This is a genomic window from Rhodococcus sp. NPDC127593, from assembly GCF_042671975.1.
Lineage (GTDB): Bacteria > Actinomycetota > Actinomycetes > Mycobacteriales > Mycobacteriaceae > Rhodococcus_F.
This window is the reverse complement of record NZ_JBHXWI010000057.1, coordinates 36,831-52,146: the sequence shown is the minus strand read 5'-3', so window position 1 is coordinate 52,146 and position 15,316 is coordinate 36,831. Positions and strand designations below refer to the sequence as shown.

Genomic DNA, 15,316 nt, shown 5'->3' with positions numbered 1-15,316 from the left:
ACCACTCGCCGCCCTATTACGCCTGCCGCACTTCTCCCCCGGACCACCACACACTACCTCCCGCCCCCGCCCGGGGGGCGCGTGCCACCACCTCTCGCGCGGCGGCCCCCCGCACCCGACCCCGGCCCCCCCCCGCGTCTGTGCGAGAAGAGTTCACTCCTTCGGAGGAACAGCCTTCTTCGCCGCGTCGGCGGCCTTGTCGATCTTGTCGCTGTACTTGCCGCCGGTCTTACTGTCCGCAACGTCGGCAGCCTTGTCGATGGCGCCGTGAACCTTGTCCGCGTTCTGCGAAGCGGCTTCCCTCCCCTTGCCCAGCAGGCCCTTCAGTGTGTCGACGAAACTCATCGTTCTTCCTCCTCCGGTGCATGCGCACGCACTTTCCGAGCGAGTTCGATCACTCGCCGTGCACCCAGTCTCACAGCATTGACTCTGCGACGCCAACCGTTCGAATCGTCGCGAGCGGTAATCGCTTCAGTGCACGCCCGGCAGATCTTCCGGCGCCGCGAACAGGCGGCGATGCTCACCGTGCAACAGGCCCGTCACCCACCAACCGATCTCGACGAGAACCACTCCCACGAGCCCGCACACGAGCGCGGAGGTGGTGGCACCGACGTTCGTCGGATCGAGTTTGAAGAACTCCCGCGTGAACGGCAACGCGAACAGGATGAGATATCCCGCCACGGATCCGAAGATCAGCACCAGCTTCCACCACACGTACGGCCGCGCGACCACGGCCAGCACCCACAGCGCGATCATGATCAGCGTGATCAGTGCCGACGTGCCCGCCTGGATCTTCTGTGTCTCCGTCTGATCCGGGCCCGCGTAGACGAGGAGATACGAAATGAACGTCGTGACACCGATGATCACACCCGACGGCACGGCGAGACGCATCACGCGCGGCACGAACCCGGAGCGCGCCCGCTCGTTGTTCGGGGCCAGCGACAGGATGAATGCGGGAATGCCGATGGTGAACCAGGCGGCGATCGTCACGTGCCGGGGCAGGAACGGGTACGGCACGGGCTCGAAGTGGAAGATCTGCGACAGCACACCGGTGATGCCGATGAGGAACGCCAGCAACACCGAGTACACGGTCTTGGTGAGGAACAGGTTCGAGACGCGTTCGATGTTGCCGATCACCCGGCGGCCCTCACCCACCACGTAGGGCAGGGTCGCGAACTTGTTGTCCAGCAACACGATCTGCGCCACCGCGCGGGTGGCGGGGCTGCCCGAGCCCATCGACACCCCGATGTCGGCGTCCTTGAGGGCCAGCACGTCGTTCACGCCGTCGCCCGTCATCGCGACGGTGTGACCGCGAGACTGCAGGGCCCCCACCATCTCCCGCTTCTGGTCGGGGCGCACACGGCCGAACGTGGTGGACGTCTCCAGGGTCTCGGCGAGAGCGTCGCGGTCGGCCGGCAGTTCGCGGGCGTCGACGGGACGGTCGCCGCCGGGCAGTCCGAGCGATCCGGCCACCGCACCGACCGACACGGCGTTGTCCCCGGAGATGACCTTCACCGTGACGTTCTGGCTCGCGAAGTACTCGAGGGTGTCGCGGGCGTCGGGACGCACCCGCTGCTCCAGGATCACCAACGCCCGCGGTGTGATCGCACCCGGCGCCGCGGGGTGGTCGACCGGGACGTCGCAACTGCCGAGCAGGAGCACCCGCAGTCCCGAGGACCCCACTTCCTCGGCCTGCCGGGCCATGTCGCTGCCGGGATCGAGCAGGACGTCCGGCGCACCGAGAACCCAGTTGCCGTGGGCGCCGTACGACTGACCGCTCCACTTCTTCGCCGACGAGAACGGCGCTTCCGCGGTGGCGTCACCCCACCCGGGATCGTCGGGAAACGCCTCCTTGATCGCGAGGACGCTGGCGTTCGGCCGCGGGTCGGACGCCGCCATCGCGGCGAGTGCCGCACGCGACGGTCCGGTGTCGGCGGTGTCGGCACAGCGCAGTTCGGACAGCCGCATGCCGTTCTCCGTGAGCGTTCCGGTCTTGTCGGCACACACCACGTCGACGCGCGCGAGACCTTCGATGGCGGGCAGTTCCTGCACGAGGCACTGCCGCTGACCGAGCCGGACCACCCCGACCGCGAACGCGATCGACGTCATCAGCACCAGTCCCTCGGGCACCATCGGGACCAGCGCGGCCACCATCCCGTTCAGCGCCGGCCGGATCGACTCGCCGCTCGAGAACAACTGGTTGTAGATGATCAGCAGACCCGCCGGAATCATCAGATACGTGATGAATTTCAGGATCTTGTCGATGCCGCTGCGCAACTCGGAGTGCACGAGCGTGAACTTGCTGGCCTCGTCCGCGAGTTTGGCGGCGTACGCGTCACTTCCGACCTTCGTGGCGCGGTAACAGCCGCTGCCGGACGCGACGAAACTTCCCGACAGCACCTGCCGGCCGACGTCCTTGTGCACGGGGTCGGCCTCACCGGTGAGGAGCGACTCGTCGATGTCGAGGGACATCGCCTCCACCACGACACCGTCGACGACGATCTGGTCGCCGGCGCCGAGCTCGATGATGTCGTCGAGCACGACCTCCCGGGGTGCCATCGCGACGGCGGCACCGTCGCGGCGGACCACCGGTTTGGTCTGGCTGACGATCGCCAGCTTGTCGAGAGTCCGCTTGGCCCGCACTTCCTGGATGATGCCGATCCCGCTGTTGGCGATGATCAGCAGGCCGAACATGCCGTCGATGATCGAACCGGTGGCCAGCACGATGATCAGGAGCACACCGAGAATCGCGTTGATCCGGGTGAACACGTTGGCGCGCACGATGTCGCGCACCGATCGGCTGGCCCGATCGGGAACGTCGTTGGTCTTGCCGGCCGCCACCCGCTCCGCCACCTGGGCGGCGGTCAGCCCCTCCACTGCGACGACTGCAACGCTGTCGGTGCCCGTTTCGTCGTATGCCATGGTCAAAGGCTACGCAACGATACTTCGCTCCGAGGGGATGCGCGCCGGACTCAGCCGAGTGCGGACCACCACGGTGTCTGGGCCGTCGGCTTCAACGCGTCGACGCGCTGTCCGGGCATCGGCACGGCCACCGGGGTGCCCTTTTCCTGCGCCGCGGCGAGCAACCGGACGATGGGCTCGGACCACGAGTGGAACGCGAGATTGAACGTGGCCCAGTGCACCGGCACCAGCAGTCCGCGGCCGGCGTCGCCGGCGTTGAGGTCGGCGTGGGTCTGCACCGCCTCCTCCGGGTTCATGTGGATGTCGGCCCACCGCGTGTCGTAGGCGCCGACGGGCAGGAGCGTGAGGTCGAACGGACCGTACCGGCGGCCCAGGTCGGAGAACCGCGGCGTGTACCCGCTGTCGCCGCCGAAGAACACCTTCCGGTTCGGTCCGGCGAGCACCCACGACGCCCACTGGGTCGTGTTCCGGACCAACCCGCGGCCCGAGAAGTGCCGGGCCTCGGTGCACGTGAGCGTGAGTTCGCCGAGCGTGGTCGACTCGTCCCAGTCGAGTTCCACGATCCGTTCCTCCGGCACCCGCCACTGACGCAGGTGCGCACCGAGCCCGACCGGAACGACGAACGGCGCCTTCTGGGTGGCGGCGAGTTGCTGCACGGTGGCCATGTCGAGGTGGTCGTAGTGATCGTGCGAGATGACGATGGCATCCAGAACGGGTAGGTCGGCCAGCGGCACCGGGGTCGGGTGCATGCGGGACGGACCGAGAATCGCGGACGGCGACACCCGATGACTCCACACCGGGTCGGCCAGCACCCGGTATCCGTCGACCTCGACGAGCACGCTCGAATGGCCGTACCAGGTGACGGCGACGTCGGCGGCCTCGACGGGGGCGAGGGGCGTGGCCAGCGGGATCGGCCTGCGCGGACGCCCCGCCTTGCCCCGCGTGATCAGTGCCTTGACGATCCCGGTCTCCGATCCGGGCATCATCGTGCTGCCCGGATCGGTGTTGTGGAACTGCTGGTCGCGGTACCGCGGCGACGTCGCGGCATACGGGCGCACCTTGGCACGCGACGCGCCGATCTGGGACGGAATCCCCCACGCAGCCCGCGTCAGCCACCCGAGGGCGGCGGTGGCCAGAACAGTCGTCACAGCGTTCTTCGCTTTCACCCCGACAACTGTAACCACGCGTGCGGGAAAGGTGCGCCGAGCGGCTACTGACCCCGGAACACCGGCGGACGCTTCTCGGCGCGTGCCGTGCGCGCTTCCTGCGCGTCGTAGCTCTTCCACGCCGCATGCAACGCCGCGAGCTGCTCGGGCGGCGGCGGGCTCTGGGTGCCGTCGTCGTTGAGCACCATCTTGAGGTGTTGCAGTGACAGCGGCGCCAGGCGCGCGATCGAGTGTGCCCACTGCTGTGCGACGGCGAGGTCGCCGCGCTTGTTGGCGAGGCCGTGCGCGAGCGCCTCGTCGGCACCGACCTCTTCCGCGCCGAGCAGGATCGTTCGTGCCGGTCCGCCGCCGATCAGGGCAGCCAGACGGTGCACCGTCCACCGGTCCACGGAGATCCCGAGCTTGGCGGCCGGGATGGCGAAGCGCGCCTCGGGAGCGACCACACGCAGGTCCGCGGCGAGCGCCAGCTGACTGCCCGCGCCGATCGCGGGGCCGTTGATCGCGGCGATGACGGGGACGGGCACCGAGTCGATGGTGTGCAGCATCTCGAGCAGGGTGTCCGTGAATCCGTCGGCGTACACGTCGCCCGACAGGTCGGCGCCCGCGCAGAACGCGCTGCCCTGCCCTGTGAGAACGATCACCCGCGCGCCGTCGGTGACGGACTTCTCCGTTTCCTCCCGCAGGAGTTCGCAGATCTCGGTGTTCAACGCATTGCGACGGTCGGGGCGTTGCAGTTCGAGGGTGAAGACGTCGCCGTCACGACTCGTCCCGATCATGTCCACTCGCTTTCTTCGTGATTGCTGTCCACTGACGAATTCTCCCCTGCCCACCCGACTGGACACTTGTCAGCCAACCACAGCCGAATCGACCGGAACACACGAGGCTCTCCGGTAGTTGTGAGGGTGGAGGTGAGGACCGACATGGACAGTGATGTGGACGTGGCCGTGATCGGCGCGGGGCAGGCGGGGCTGTCTGCCGCCTACTATCTGCGCAGGTTCGGGGTGGAACCGGAGTCCGGTTTCGTGGTGCTCGATCACGCCCCCGGGGCCCGGCGGCGCGTGGCAGTTCCGGTGGCCGTCACTGACACTGAGCACCGTGAACGGTGTCCACGACCTTCCCGGGCTCGGCTTCGCCGACACGATCGGCGTGGACCCGAACGACCCGGAGGCCGCGCTGGTGCACGCCGCGAGCGCCGTTCCCCAGTACTTCGCGACGTACGAGAAACAGTTCGAACTGCCGGTGCACCGTCCCGTGCACACGCGGGTGGTGTGTGCCCGCGGCGATCGGCTGCGGATCGAGACCGACGACGGCGTCGTGTCGGCCCGCGGTCTGATCAACGCGACGGGAACGTGGGAACGCCCCTTCATTCCCCGGTACCCCGGCGCCGAGTCGTTCACCGGCCGCCAGGTCCACACCAAGGACTACACCTCGGCGCAGGACTTCGCGGGACAGCACGTGCTCGTCGTCGGCGGCGGCATCTCGGCGGTGCAGTTGCTGGACGAGATCTCCCGCGTCACGACCACGACGTGGGTGACGCGCCGCCCACCGGAGTTCCGGGACGAGCCGTTCACGCCCGAGATCGGCCGCGCCGCCGTCGCTCTCGTCGAGGACCGGGTCCGTCGCGGACTGCCGCCGGGCTCGGTGGTGTCGGTGACCGGACTGCCCGTGACGCCTGCGATCCGCGCCGCCCGCGAACGCGGGGTGCTGGCGCGGCAACCGATGTTCAGCGAGATCACCGCGGACGGCGTCCGCTGGCCCGACGGCCGCGAACTGAAGGTCGATGTGATTCTGTGGTGCACCGGTTTTCGCAGTTCACTCGATCACCTCGCGCCGCTGCGGCTCCGCGGGCCGGGCGGCGGGATCACGATGACGGGACGCCTCGCCACCCGGGTGGCGTCGGATCCGCGGATTCACCTCGTGGGCTACGGCCCGTCGTCGTCGACGATCGGCGCGAACCGTGCCGGGCAGGCCGCGGCCCGCGAGCTCACCCGGCACCTCGGCCTGCCGGCCGGATCAGGGCGGCCTACCTGATCAGCGACGCGATGAACGATGCCTGGTCGGGACCGGCCTGGTACATGCTGCCGAAGTGACCACCCGAGTACACCCGATAGTCGAGATTCGTTCCTGCACCATGCATCTCGGAGACGAGCTTCTCCGTCAGCGGGATCGGTACCGACGCGTCGGTGACCCCCTGCACGAGCAGCAGCGGACGGTCGTAACCCGCGACCGGGACCTCGAGGTATTCGCGCAACGCGTCCTGCAGCGCCGGGACGTCGAGTGCCCGCGCCAGCATCTGCGCCACCGACACGTTCCGGGTCATGGCCGCGAACTGCCGGAACGGCACCTCGGGGGCGGCGTCCACGAACTGCTTCCCGACCGGGGTCAGGTAGCTGTCGATGTCCAGTTGCGGGTACGCGTCACGGACCCCGGCGATCAGGTACGACATGTACACGGTGAGGCCGGCGAGGCCTTGCGGCGGAAACGAGGGACCGCTCCAGTTCGCCACCCTCTCGATGTTCGACGGCACCCCGTTCGCGACTGCCCCGCGGTAGTCGAGTTCCGGCGCGTACGTGGTGGCGGCGTGTGCGGCGAACACCGCGGCTTGCCCGCCCTGGGACAGTCCGACCGCCATCCACGTGGCGGAGAGGTCGGCGACGATCTCCCTCGCCGCGCGCACGGAGTCGATCACGCTGCGTCCGGCGACCTTTCCGTCGAGGTAGGGCGGCACCCCGGGGGTGCCCAGGCCCACGTAGTCGGTGGCGGCCACGGCGTAACCGAGTTGCAGCCAGCTGCTCACGTAATCCGAGGATTCCGTGTCGACCCCGGTCACGGAGGGTGCGTCGGCGTCGGAGTCTCCGACCGTTCCGTGTGCCCACGCGATGACGGGCCATCCCCCGGCGGGCGGTGTACCGGGCGGCACGAACACCATTCCGGTGCACGGGGTGATGCCGTGCCGGTCGGTGGTCAGGTACGTCATCCGATAGGCACTGCCGGTTCCGCGGAGCCAGAGCTCCGCCGGCAATTCGGACGAGGCGACGACCGTGCCGGGGCTCGATCCGGCACGCAGCGGATCCGCACCGACAGTTGGTGCCCACAGCACGCTGACCAGTGCGAGCAACGCCACGATGCGCCACCACCTCCGCACCTCTCAACGGTAGCTGCGTGGGGATGGCGCAGTACTGTAAATCGTCCACCCGGAGGGAAGGGCGGACGAACGCGACGGGGAGAGCAGCAAAGACATGAGCGACGACGGCACGATCCTGGCTCCCGGCGACACGTGCTGGCAGGTTGCCCACGCCGACCGTCTCGCGTGCATCGTCGACGCGGCGGACTACTTCCGCCATGCCAAGTCCGCGATGCTGCAGGCACGCAGGCGCATCATCCTCATCGGCTGGGACTTCGACACGAGGATCAAGTTCGAACCGGACGAGAAGACGCTCGACGGACCGAACCAGCTCGGCCGGTTCCTGGCCTGGCTGACGCGGGAACGCCCGGATCTCGACATCTACCTGCTGAAATGGAACATCGGGGCCTTCACCGCGATCGGTCGCGGCATGACGCCGATCTTCGTGGTCAACTGGGTGACCGACCGCCGCCTGCACTTCGAACTCGACGCCGCCCACCCGATCGGCTCGGCGCACCACCAGAAGATCGTCGTCATCGACGACGCGCTCGCGTTCTGCGGCGGCATCGACATGACCGTGGACCGGTGGGACACCCCGGAACATCGGGACCGCAACCATTACCGCACGCAGCCGAACGGCAAGCGGTACGGACCGTGGCACGACGCGACGACCGCCGTCGACGGGGACGCGGCGAAGGCCATCGGCGAGCTCGCCCGCACCCGGTGGAAGGCGGCCACGGGGCAGGAGTTGGCGCCGATCGACGAGGTCGCGGGAAGGTCGCCCTGGCCGGAGGGTCTGAAGCCGGCGATGCGCTCCGTCGACGTGGGCATCGCACGCACGCTGCCGGAACTGTCCGATCGGGAGGAGGTCCGGGAGATCGAGGCCCTGTATCTGGCTGCGATCGCCGGCGCCGAGCGGTCGCTGTACATCGAGAGTCAGTACCTGGCCTCCCGCACCCTCGCCGAGGCGATCGCCGAGCGACTACGCGAACCGGACGGACCGGAGATCGTGCTGGTGCTGCCGCGCAACGCAGACGGCTGGCTCGAGCAGAAGGCCATGGACGGCGCCCGCCGCCGGTTGCTGCACCTGCTCTGGCAGGCCGATACCGGGAACCGGCTGGGCGTCTACTACCCCGTCACGGCGGGCGGTGAGCCGATCTACGTCCACGCCAAGGTGCTGGTGATGGACGACCGTCTCCTGCGCGTGGGTTCGTCGAACCTCAACAACCGGTCGATGGGGTTCGACTCCGAGTGTGATCTGGCGGTCGAGGTCACCGCTGACACGGCGAACGGAGAGGAGCTGCGGCAGACCATTCTCGGCATTCGCCGTCAGCTCGTCTGCGAGCACCTCGGTGTTCCGGCCGGGCTGTTCGAGGACACGCTGGCCGAGACGTCGTCGTTCCTGGGCACCGTGGAGGCACTGCGCGGCGGCGGCCGGACGCTCGAGAAATTCGAGCCGGAGACGGTCGAGGACGAGGACAGCCCGCTGGCCGAGAACGAACTGATGGATCCCGAACGCACACCGCCGAGCCTCTGGGAGCGCACCAGCCGGAGCCGGCTGCGGCGCAGGGTGATCCGGCGTCAGAAGGCGGCCGGTTCGGTGCCGTAGATGCGCTGGTAGTCCTTGCGGAAGGCCCGGCGCCCCAGGATCGACCACGCCATCCTGGCCGCGAAGGGCATCTCCGACAGGAACATTCGGCGCTCCTCGGGTGTCGCCCCCTGGAGGATGAAGCCGAGGAACACCAGCAGCCGGTCCTTGGGGATGGACGCGCGGCCGCGGTCGCCCATCTCCTGCCACTCGGCGAGCGTCATGAACCGCTCCGCCATCGGGAGGATGCGCTGCTCCTCCTCGCCGAGGTGCTCGTCGAGCGCGGCGGACAGGGCGGTCAGCGTCTTCGCCAGCGGTTCGCCGTCCACCGCATCCGCAGTGAACGCGGCGCCCTGCGACTGTGCCCGCGACAGCAGTTCGGAGAGGCGTTCGTGCTGTTCCTCCATCCGCAGCACCAGCGCCGCGTCGGTGGGCGCGCGGTCGAGCAGCTTCGGCCACAGCAGGTCGTCCTCACTCGTGTGATGGTGGTGGAGGGCGGTGGCGAGCTCCTCGAAGTACGTCACCACCTCCCCGCCGCGGGCTGTGTCTCCGGCGGGAACACCCCGGACGAGCGCGGGCAGTGCGGCGAACTGGCGGCGGAAGCAGTTGTGGACCACCACCATCTCGCGGGTGTCGGGGCGGGCTGTGTGGGCAGTTGACGTGGTCATGCAATCAGGGTCGGTTCGGCGTCTTGGAGAGCACTTGGAGGCCACCAGTGCTTACGCTTGCTGCACGATGGTGCGTATTCGAGTACTCGGGACGCTCGAGGCGGAGGACGAATCGGGGACGATGGACCTCGGCGGCCCCCGCCAGCGTGCCGTGCTCGCGCTGCTACTCGTCGCGCGCGGCGAGGTGGTGCCGGTGGATCGGCTCATCGACGACCTCTGGCACGGCGCTCCCCCACCGCGAGCGGTCGGTGCACTTCAGGCATACATTTCGAATCTGCGCCGGGCGCTGGAGCCGCACCGCGCGCCCCGGGCGGACTCCACCGTCCTGGTGAGCCGGGCCCCCGGTTACGCGCTCACCCTGCCCCCGACCGGTGTCGACGCGTGGGAGTTCGAGAGCCTCATCCGGTCGGCCGCCGACACCGGGCGAACCGATCTCGAGCACGCGCTGAGCCTGTGGCGGGGGCCGGCATTCGCCGAGGTGGCCGGTGAGCACTGGGCTCTCGCCGAGATCGCCCGGCTCGAGGAACTGCGGGTGGTCGCCCGCGAACGGCTGGTGGCAGCTGCCGTCGCGAGCGGCGACGCGGCCGGCGCCGTGCTCGACGCCCAGGCCCTGACCCGGGAACACCCGCTCCGGGAAGAGGGATGGCGGTTGCTCGCTCTGGCCTTGCACCGCAGTGGGAGACAGGCGGACGCCCTGGCCGCGTTGCGCGAGGCCCGCGGCCGGCTGGCGAACGAACTCGGCCTCGACCCCGGTCCCGCCCTGACGGAACTCGAACGCCAGATCCTCACCGGCACCGTCCCGTCTCCACCCGCACCCGCCCCCGCCGCCGGGCCCATCGACACCACGCCGGAAGCCTGGTTCCTCGGCCGCAGCGAGGAATTGGCGACCCTGACCGACCTGATGACGGACCCCGGCACCCCCGTGGTCCTCCTCGGGGGCGACGCCGGATCCGGGAAGTCGTCCCTGCTGCGCCGGTTCCGTCGAACACTGCACGCGGCCGGATGGCAGGTGGCGGTGGGTCGCTGCCCCGAAGTGGACGGCGCCCCACCCGCCTGGGCGTGGGTGGAGATCCTCCGCGCACTGCGCGAGACGGTCGACCCCGGCACCGAGACGGACGCGCTGGCGCCCCTGCTCTCCGACGACCGTTCGGACGCGGCGCGGCCGGGCGATCCGAGCGGACGGTTCCTGCTGCACCGTGCCGTCGCCGACTACATCGGGACCGTCCGCGATCACGGCCCTCTCGCCGTCGTCCTCGACGACGTCCACCGCGCCGACGAGGACACCCTGTCGATCCTCGTGCGGCTCGCGCAGCAGCGGTCGCCGATCCTGCTGCTCCTCGCGTTCCGCCCGGACGAGGTGGACCCGAGCCTGGAGAACTGCTTCGCCGATCTCGCGTCGCTGCAACCGACACGCATCCGCCTGGGCGGACTCGGACCCGAGGATTCGGCGGAGCTGATCCGGCACGTGGCGGATCGCGACCCCGATCCCGACACCCTCCGCGCACTCGCCGACCGGACCGGCGGAAACCCGTTCTACCTGCAGGAGAGCGCCCGGCTGCTGGCCAGTGAGGGCGAACTGGTCGCGACGTCGGAGGTGCCCGAGGGAGTCCGGGACGTCCTGCGCCGGCGGATCGCCCGTCTCCCCGAACTCACCGTGTCCGTCCTGCGGCTGGCCGCGGTCGTGGGCCGCGAATCCGACATCGACGTCCTCACCCGTGCCGCCGAGGTCGACGAGGACGCCGTGTTCGACGCACTCGAATCGGGCGTGATCGCCGGACTTCTCGGCGAGCCGCGCGCCGGGACCGTCCGGTTCACGCACGCCCTCGTCCGCGACACCCTCTACTCCGACCTCACCCGGCTGCGCAGGAGCCGCTGGCACGCCCGGGTCGGGACGGCACTCGAGGAATTGCGGCCGCACGATGTCGCGGCTCTCGCCCACCATTTCACCGAAGCACTGACGGCGACCACCGCGCGGCAGGCCCTCGACCACAATGTCGCGGCCGCGACGCAGGCCGCCGACCGCTACGCCCACGACGCGGAGATCGGCTTCCTCGACAACGCCCTTCGAGCGGCCGACCAGTTGCCGCCGGATACAGCGGCGTCCGTGGACGAGCGCGTCGAACTCCTCACCGAGCTGAGTCGCACGCAACTCGCCGCCGGCAGCGGACTGGCGGGGTCCCGCTCGCGGAAGCGGGCTCTCGCGCTCGCCCGGGACGCGGGCCGCACCGACCTGGCGATCCGCGCGCTGGCGTTCGTCGACACCCCGACGCCGTGGATCAATCGGCGATACGGCGAAGTGGACACGGCCGTCGTCGATCAGATCGAGGCATTGTTGCGGGACGAGGAACTGGAACGTGTGGTGCGGTGCCGGCTGCTGGTGACACTCGTCCACGAGATCGGGGCGGAGGACCACGAGCGCACCGGTTCCGCGGTCCGGGAGGCCGAGGCTCTCGCCCGCGACCTGGACGACCCGGTGCTGCTCGGGCTGGTCCTCTGCGCCGTCCACGCAGGCACCGGATCCCCGACCAGCACGCTCGGCGACAACGTCATCGGTGACGAGTTGCTCCGGATCGGTGACCGGACGCAGCTTCCCGTGTTCACCATGCTGGGCCACCACCTGCTCGCCGAGATCGCGTCCGGCAACGGTGACATCCCGGCGATCGAGCATCACATGGGCATCCAGTCGGAGCTGGCGGACCGGTATCAGTTCCAGCAGGCACAGGCGACCCGGGAGATGAGCCGCGCGATGGTCGCACACCTCACCGGCGATCTGGCCACGGCGGAAGGACACTACGCGCGCGGCCACGAGTTGATGACCCGGGCGGGTCTCGACGCCGACAGTGTCTTCGCCCTCGCGCTGTTCACGCTCCGGCTCACCGAGGGACGCGCCGGCGAACTCGAGGCGGTGATCGAGACCGTCGACAGTGCCGCGATGGACGTGATCGTCGATCTGCACGCCCTCGCGCTACTCGCCAACGGCAAACCGGACCGGGCACGTGAGGTCCGGCGTCACCTCCGCCCGGTCCGCCGCGACTTCTTCCACTCCCTGATGATGTCGCTGCGCGGCATCGTCGTCGCCGGGCTGGGTGAACGGGGCGAGGCGGCCGCGGTGCACGCGGAGCTGAGCCCGTACAGCGGCCAGATCGGTGGCGGTGACACGGCGGCGTTCGCGGTCGGCCCCGTCGACACGATCCTCGGCGACCTCGAGATGCTCCTCGACCGGCCCGAGGACGCCCGCAGGCACTACACGGCGGCGCTCGAACTGGCCGAACGCTGCGGCTGCCCGGCGTGGGTGAAGGCTGCGCGCACCCCGGTGACCACCCGCCCAAGCGAGTTCCAAGTGGGCCACTAGCCGCCGGGCGCACAGTCGGAGGCGACAGAACCAACCGGCTTTTCTGGAGGCTCCCCATGAGTTCCCTGCTCGCGCGCCTCGGCTCGGCTGCGTCCACCCATCCGTGGCGGGTGATCGCCACGTGGCTGACGCTGCTCGTCCTGGTGCTTGCCGCCGCGTCCGCGTTCGGCGGTACCAACCACGACGACTACAACGTGCCCGGTCTGCCGTCGCAGCAGGGGACGGATCTGCTGAGTGAACGATTCCCGGAGATGTCGGGGGCGGACGCCCGGGTGGTCGTGCATTCCGACGCAGGCCCGCTCGACCCCGCGGTTCTCACCGATCTCGGCACGAGGCTGGCGGAGGTGAACGGTGTGAGTTCCGTGTCGCCGCCCCGCCTGTCCAAGGATTCCGACACCGCCGTGATCAGCCTCAACTACCGCATCCCGGTCACCGACTTCCACGGCAGCGAGGGAGTCGACGCCCTCGACGCCGCGGTGGCCGACACTCAGGCGCAGGGGCTGCAGGTGGAACTGGGCGGGCAGGTCCCGGAGAACATCTCCAAGCCGTCGGGCACCGCCGAGGCGGTGGGCATGATCCTGGCGCTGATCATCCTGGTGTTCGCGTTCGGTTCCGTGGTGGCCGCCGGACTGCCCCTGGCCGTCGCGCTCGTCGGCGTGGGCATCGGCTCGGGCCTCATCACAATCATGGCCGGGTTCACCAGCATCAGCACGATCGCCCCGACCATCGCCACGATGGTCGGCATCGGCGTCGGGATCGACTACGCGCTGCTGCTCGTCACCCGGTACACCGAGGGACTGCGATCCGGGATGTCGGTGCGGGACGCCGTCGCCGCGGCCAATTCCACAGCCGGGACGTCGGTGATCTTCGCCGGGACCACCGTCCTCGTCTCCCTGTTCGGACTGCGACTGTCCGGGCTGCCGATGTACGCGTCGTTCGGCTACGCCACGTTCGCGATGGTCGGCATCGTGATGCTCACCTCGGTCACGCTGGTGCCCGCACTGTGCGGACTGGCGGGCACGCGGGTGCTGGGCAAGCGGTCCCGTGCCCGGGCCGAACGTCGCACGACGTCGCCGCTGACGGAACGGTGGGCGATCCGGGTGAGCCGCCACCCGTGGCTGTGGGCCCTGACGGCGCTCGGGGTGCTGCTGCTCCTGGCCGCGCCGGTTCTGGGCATGCGGACGTGGCCGCAGGACGCGGGCAGCGCGCCGGCCGCCAACACGATCCGTCAGGCGTACGACCTGATCGACACCGAGTTCGGGCCCGGCGCGAACGGACCCCTGATGGTGGCGGTCGACCTGAACAAGGTTCCGGCAGCCGAACTTCCGGCCATCGCGCGTGACCTCGCAGCCGAGCCCGGGGTGGCGTCGGTGACGCCCGTCCTGATGAACGCCGACTCGACGGCCGCGCTGATCTCGGTGCAACCGACCACCGGCCCGAGCGACCCCCGCAGCACGGAACTGCTGGGACGGATCCGGTCCGACGCCGCCGACGGCGTCCACGTCACCGGACTCACCGCGGCGTTCGCCGACATCTCCGCCCGTCTCGCCGAACGACTGTGGCTGGTGATCGCATTCGTCGTCGCGCTGTCGGTCGTGCTGCTCACATTCGTGTTCCGTGCGCCGGTGGTCGCGGTGAAGGCGGCAGTGATGAACCTGCTGTCGGTGGCCGCCGCCTACGGCGTGATGGTGATGGTGTTCCAATGGGGTTGGGGCGCGCAGCTACTCGGCCTTCCTCATGCGCTTCCCGTGTCGAGTTGGGTGCCGATTCTGATGTTCACCATCCTGTTCGGACTGTCGATGGACTACGAGGTGTTCCTGCTCTCCCGGATACGTGAGCGCTGGCTCGACACGGGCGACTCGCACCGCAGCGTCGTCGAGGGACTGGCGTCGACGGGCCGGGTGATCACCAGCGCGGCCGCGATCATGGTCGCGGTGTTCGCCGGGTTCGCGCTGGACGGGGACGTGACCGTGAAGATGATGGGCGTCGGCCTCGCGACCGCGGTCCTCATCGACGCGACGATCGTGCGGATGGTGCTGGTGCCCGCGACGATGTATCTGCTGGGCAACGCCAACTGGTGGCGGCCGGGCGGACGCCGGGACGCGGCATCGGACGGGGACGCTACCGCCGCAGGCGTTCCACTTCCGCTTCGAGCGCGATGACCCGCCGGTAGAGGGCCTGGATGCTGGCCATGCACACCCCGTTCGCGTCGACCATCGCGATGCGGCGGTCGTTGGAACCGAGACCGAAGGCGGTGGCGAAATCCTGTGACATCGGGCCCAGGTGCCGCACCGACTCGTGATCGAAACCGTAGGTCCAGACGCTGAGCGGCATGTCGACGAGGCGTTCGAGCACCTCACCGGCACTTTCCGGCGGCGTCTGGACGGCAACACCGCGTTTGCGGGTCAGAACCGCGTGAAACCACGCCAGCGGGTGGCGGGTACGGGCCGCTGTTCGCGCCCGGACCCGCCCCCGACGGGTGTCGACCCACATGGA

Annotated in this window: 10 protein-coding genes and 1 pseudogene; 4 read left to right on the top strand and 7 right to left on the bottom strand. The window is 69.5% G+C overall.

The features are described from left to right. Nucleotides 1–153: 153 nt before the first annotated feature. From ACFVJ3_RS38560 to ACFVJ3_RS38545, 4 genes are all read right to left on the bottom strand, one after another. Complete coding sequence (locus tag ACFVJ3_RS38560; RefSeq protein ID WP_005244012.1) at nt 154–345, bottom strand: antitoxin; 192 nt, start codon at nt 343–345, stop codon at nt 154–156. Nucleotides 346–471: 126 nt separating this feature from the next. After that, nucleotides 472–2,922, bottom strand: a complete 2,451-nt coding sequence (locus tag ACFVJ3_RS38555; RefSeq protein WP_378457062.1) for a cation-translocating P-type ATPase — start codon at nt 2,920–2,922, stop codon at nt 472–474. 50 nt (nt 2,923–2,972) lie between these two features. Then, the gene (locus ACFVJ3_RS38550) at nt 2,973–4,088 is read right to left on the bottom strand and encodes an MBL fold metallo-hydrolase (protein ID WP_378457061.1); all 1,116 of its coding nucleotides are present in this window, start codon (nt 4,086–4,088) and stop codon (nt 2,973–2,975) included. Nucleotides 4,089–4,132: 44 nt separating this feature from the next. Further along, complete coding sequence (locus ACFVJ3_RS38545; RefSeq protein ID WP_037234663.1) at nt 4,133–4,864, bottom strand: enoyl-CoA hydratase; 732 nt, start codon at nt 4,862–4,864, stop codon at nt 4,133–4,135. 144 nt (nt 4,865–5,008) lie between these two features. Here ACFVJ3_RS38545 and ACFVJ3_RS38540 point away from each other — a divergent pair. After that, a pseudogene (locus tag ACFVJ3_RS38540) lies at nt 5,009–6,119 on the top strand (NAD(P)-binding domain-containing protein). On the opposite strand, the gene ACFVJ3_RS38535 reads toward ACFVJ3_RS38540, so the two are convergent. Next, nucleotides 6,112–7,212 (bottom strand): lipase family protein, encoded by a 1,101-nt coding sequence (locus ACFVJ3_RS38535; RefSeq protein ID WP_378457060.1) that lies wholly within the window; start codon nt 7,210–7,212, stop codon nt 6,112–6,114. The pseudogene ACFVJ3_RS38540 and the gene ACFVJ3_RS38535 sit on opposite strands and share 8 nt — an antisense overlap. 115 nt (nt 7,213–7,327) lie before the next feature. Between ACFVJ3_RS38535 and ACFVJ3_RS38530 the strand changes: the two genes are divergently transcribed. Continuing rightward, a complete protein-coding gene (locus ACFVJ3_RS38530) occupies nt 7,328–8,821 on the top strand; it encodes a phospholipase D-like domain-containing protein (RefSeq protein ID WP_378457059.1) in 1,494 nt (497 codons plus the stop codon). Here ACFVJ3_RS38530 and ACFVJ3_RS38525 read toward each other — a convergent pair. After that, complete coding sequence (locus ACFVJ3_RS38525; RefSeq protein ID WP_378457058.1) at nt 8,794–9,468, bottom strand: hemerythrin domain-containing protein; 675 nt, start codon at nt 9,466–9,468, stop codon at nt 8,794–8,796. The two genes, ACFVJ3_RS38530 and ACFVJ3_RS38525, sit on opposite strands and share 28 nt — an antisense overlap. Before the next feature lie 67 nt (nt 9,469–9,535). Between ACFVJ3_RS38525 and ACFVJ3_RS38520 the strand changes: the two genes are divergently transcribed. Beyond that, on the top strand, nt 9,536–12,820 hold the full coding sequence (locus ACFVJ3_RS38520; protein ID WP_378457057.1) for a BTAD domain-containing putative transcriptional regulator: 3,285 nt from the start codon (nt 9,536–9,538) through the stop codon (nt 12,818–12,820). Nucleotides 12,821–12,876: 56 nt separating this feature from the next. Next, complete coding sequence (locus ACFVJ3_RS38515) at nt 12,877–14,982, top strand: MMPL family transporter (RefSeq protein ID WP_378457056.1); 2,106 nt, start codon at nt 12,877–12,879, stop codon at nt 14,980–14,982. On the opposite strand, the gene ACFVJ3_RS38510 is transcribed toward ACFVJ3_RS38515, so the two are convergent. Further along, nucleotides 14,942–15,313 carry a tail fiber domain-containing protein gene (locus ACFVJ3_RS38510; RefSeq protein WP_378457055.1) on the bottom strand — a complete coding sequence of 124 codons (372 nt, stop codon included), beginning with the start codon at nt 15,311–15,313 and terminating at the stop codon, nt 14,942–14,944. The genes ACFVJ3_RS38515 and ACFVJ3_RS38510 overlap by 41 nt on opposite strands. Nucleotides 15,314–15,316 lie beyond the last annotated feature (3 nt).

Coding starts and splice junctions, on each gene's coding strand:
- ACFVJ3_RS38520 (WP_378457057.1), top strand. CDS start 9,536: ATGGTGCGTATTCGAGTACTCGGGACGCTCGAGGCGGAGGACGAATCG.
- ACFVJ3_RS38545 (WP_037234663.1), bottom strand. CDS start 4,864: ATGATCGGGACGAGTCGTGACGGCGACGTCTTCACCCTCGAACTGCAA.
- ACFVJ3_RS38525 (WP_378457058.1), bottom strand. CDS start 9,468: ATGACCACGTCAACTGCCCACACAGCCCGCCCCGACACCCGCGAGATG.
- ACFVJ3_RS38510 (WP_378457055.1), bottom strand. CDS start 15,313: ATGTGGGTCGACACCCGTCGGGGGCGGGTCCGGGCGCGAACAGCGGCC.
- ACFVJ3_RS38530 (WP_378457059.1), top strand. CDS start 7,328: ATGAGCGACGACGGCACGATCCTGGCTCCCGGCGACACGTGCTGGCAG.
- ACFVJ3_RS38560 (WP_005244012.1), bottom strand. CDS start 345: ATGAGTTTCGTCGACACACTGAAGGGCCTGCTGGGCAAGGGGAGGGAA.
- ACFVJ3_RS38555 (WP_378457062.1), bottom strand. CDS start 2,922: ATGGCATACGACGAAACGGGCACCGACAGCGTTGCAGTCGTCGCAGTG.
- ACFVJ3_RS38515 (WP_378457056.1), top strand. CDS start 12,877: ATGAGTTCCCTGCTCGCGCGCCTCGGCTCGGCTGCGTCCACCCATCCG.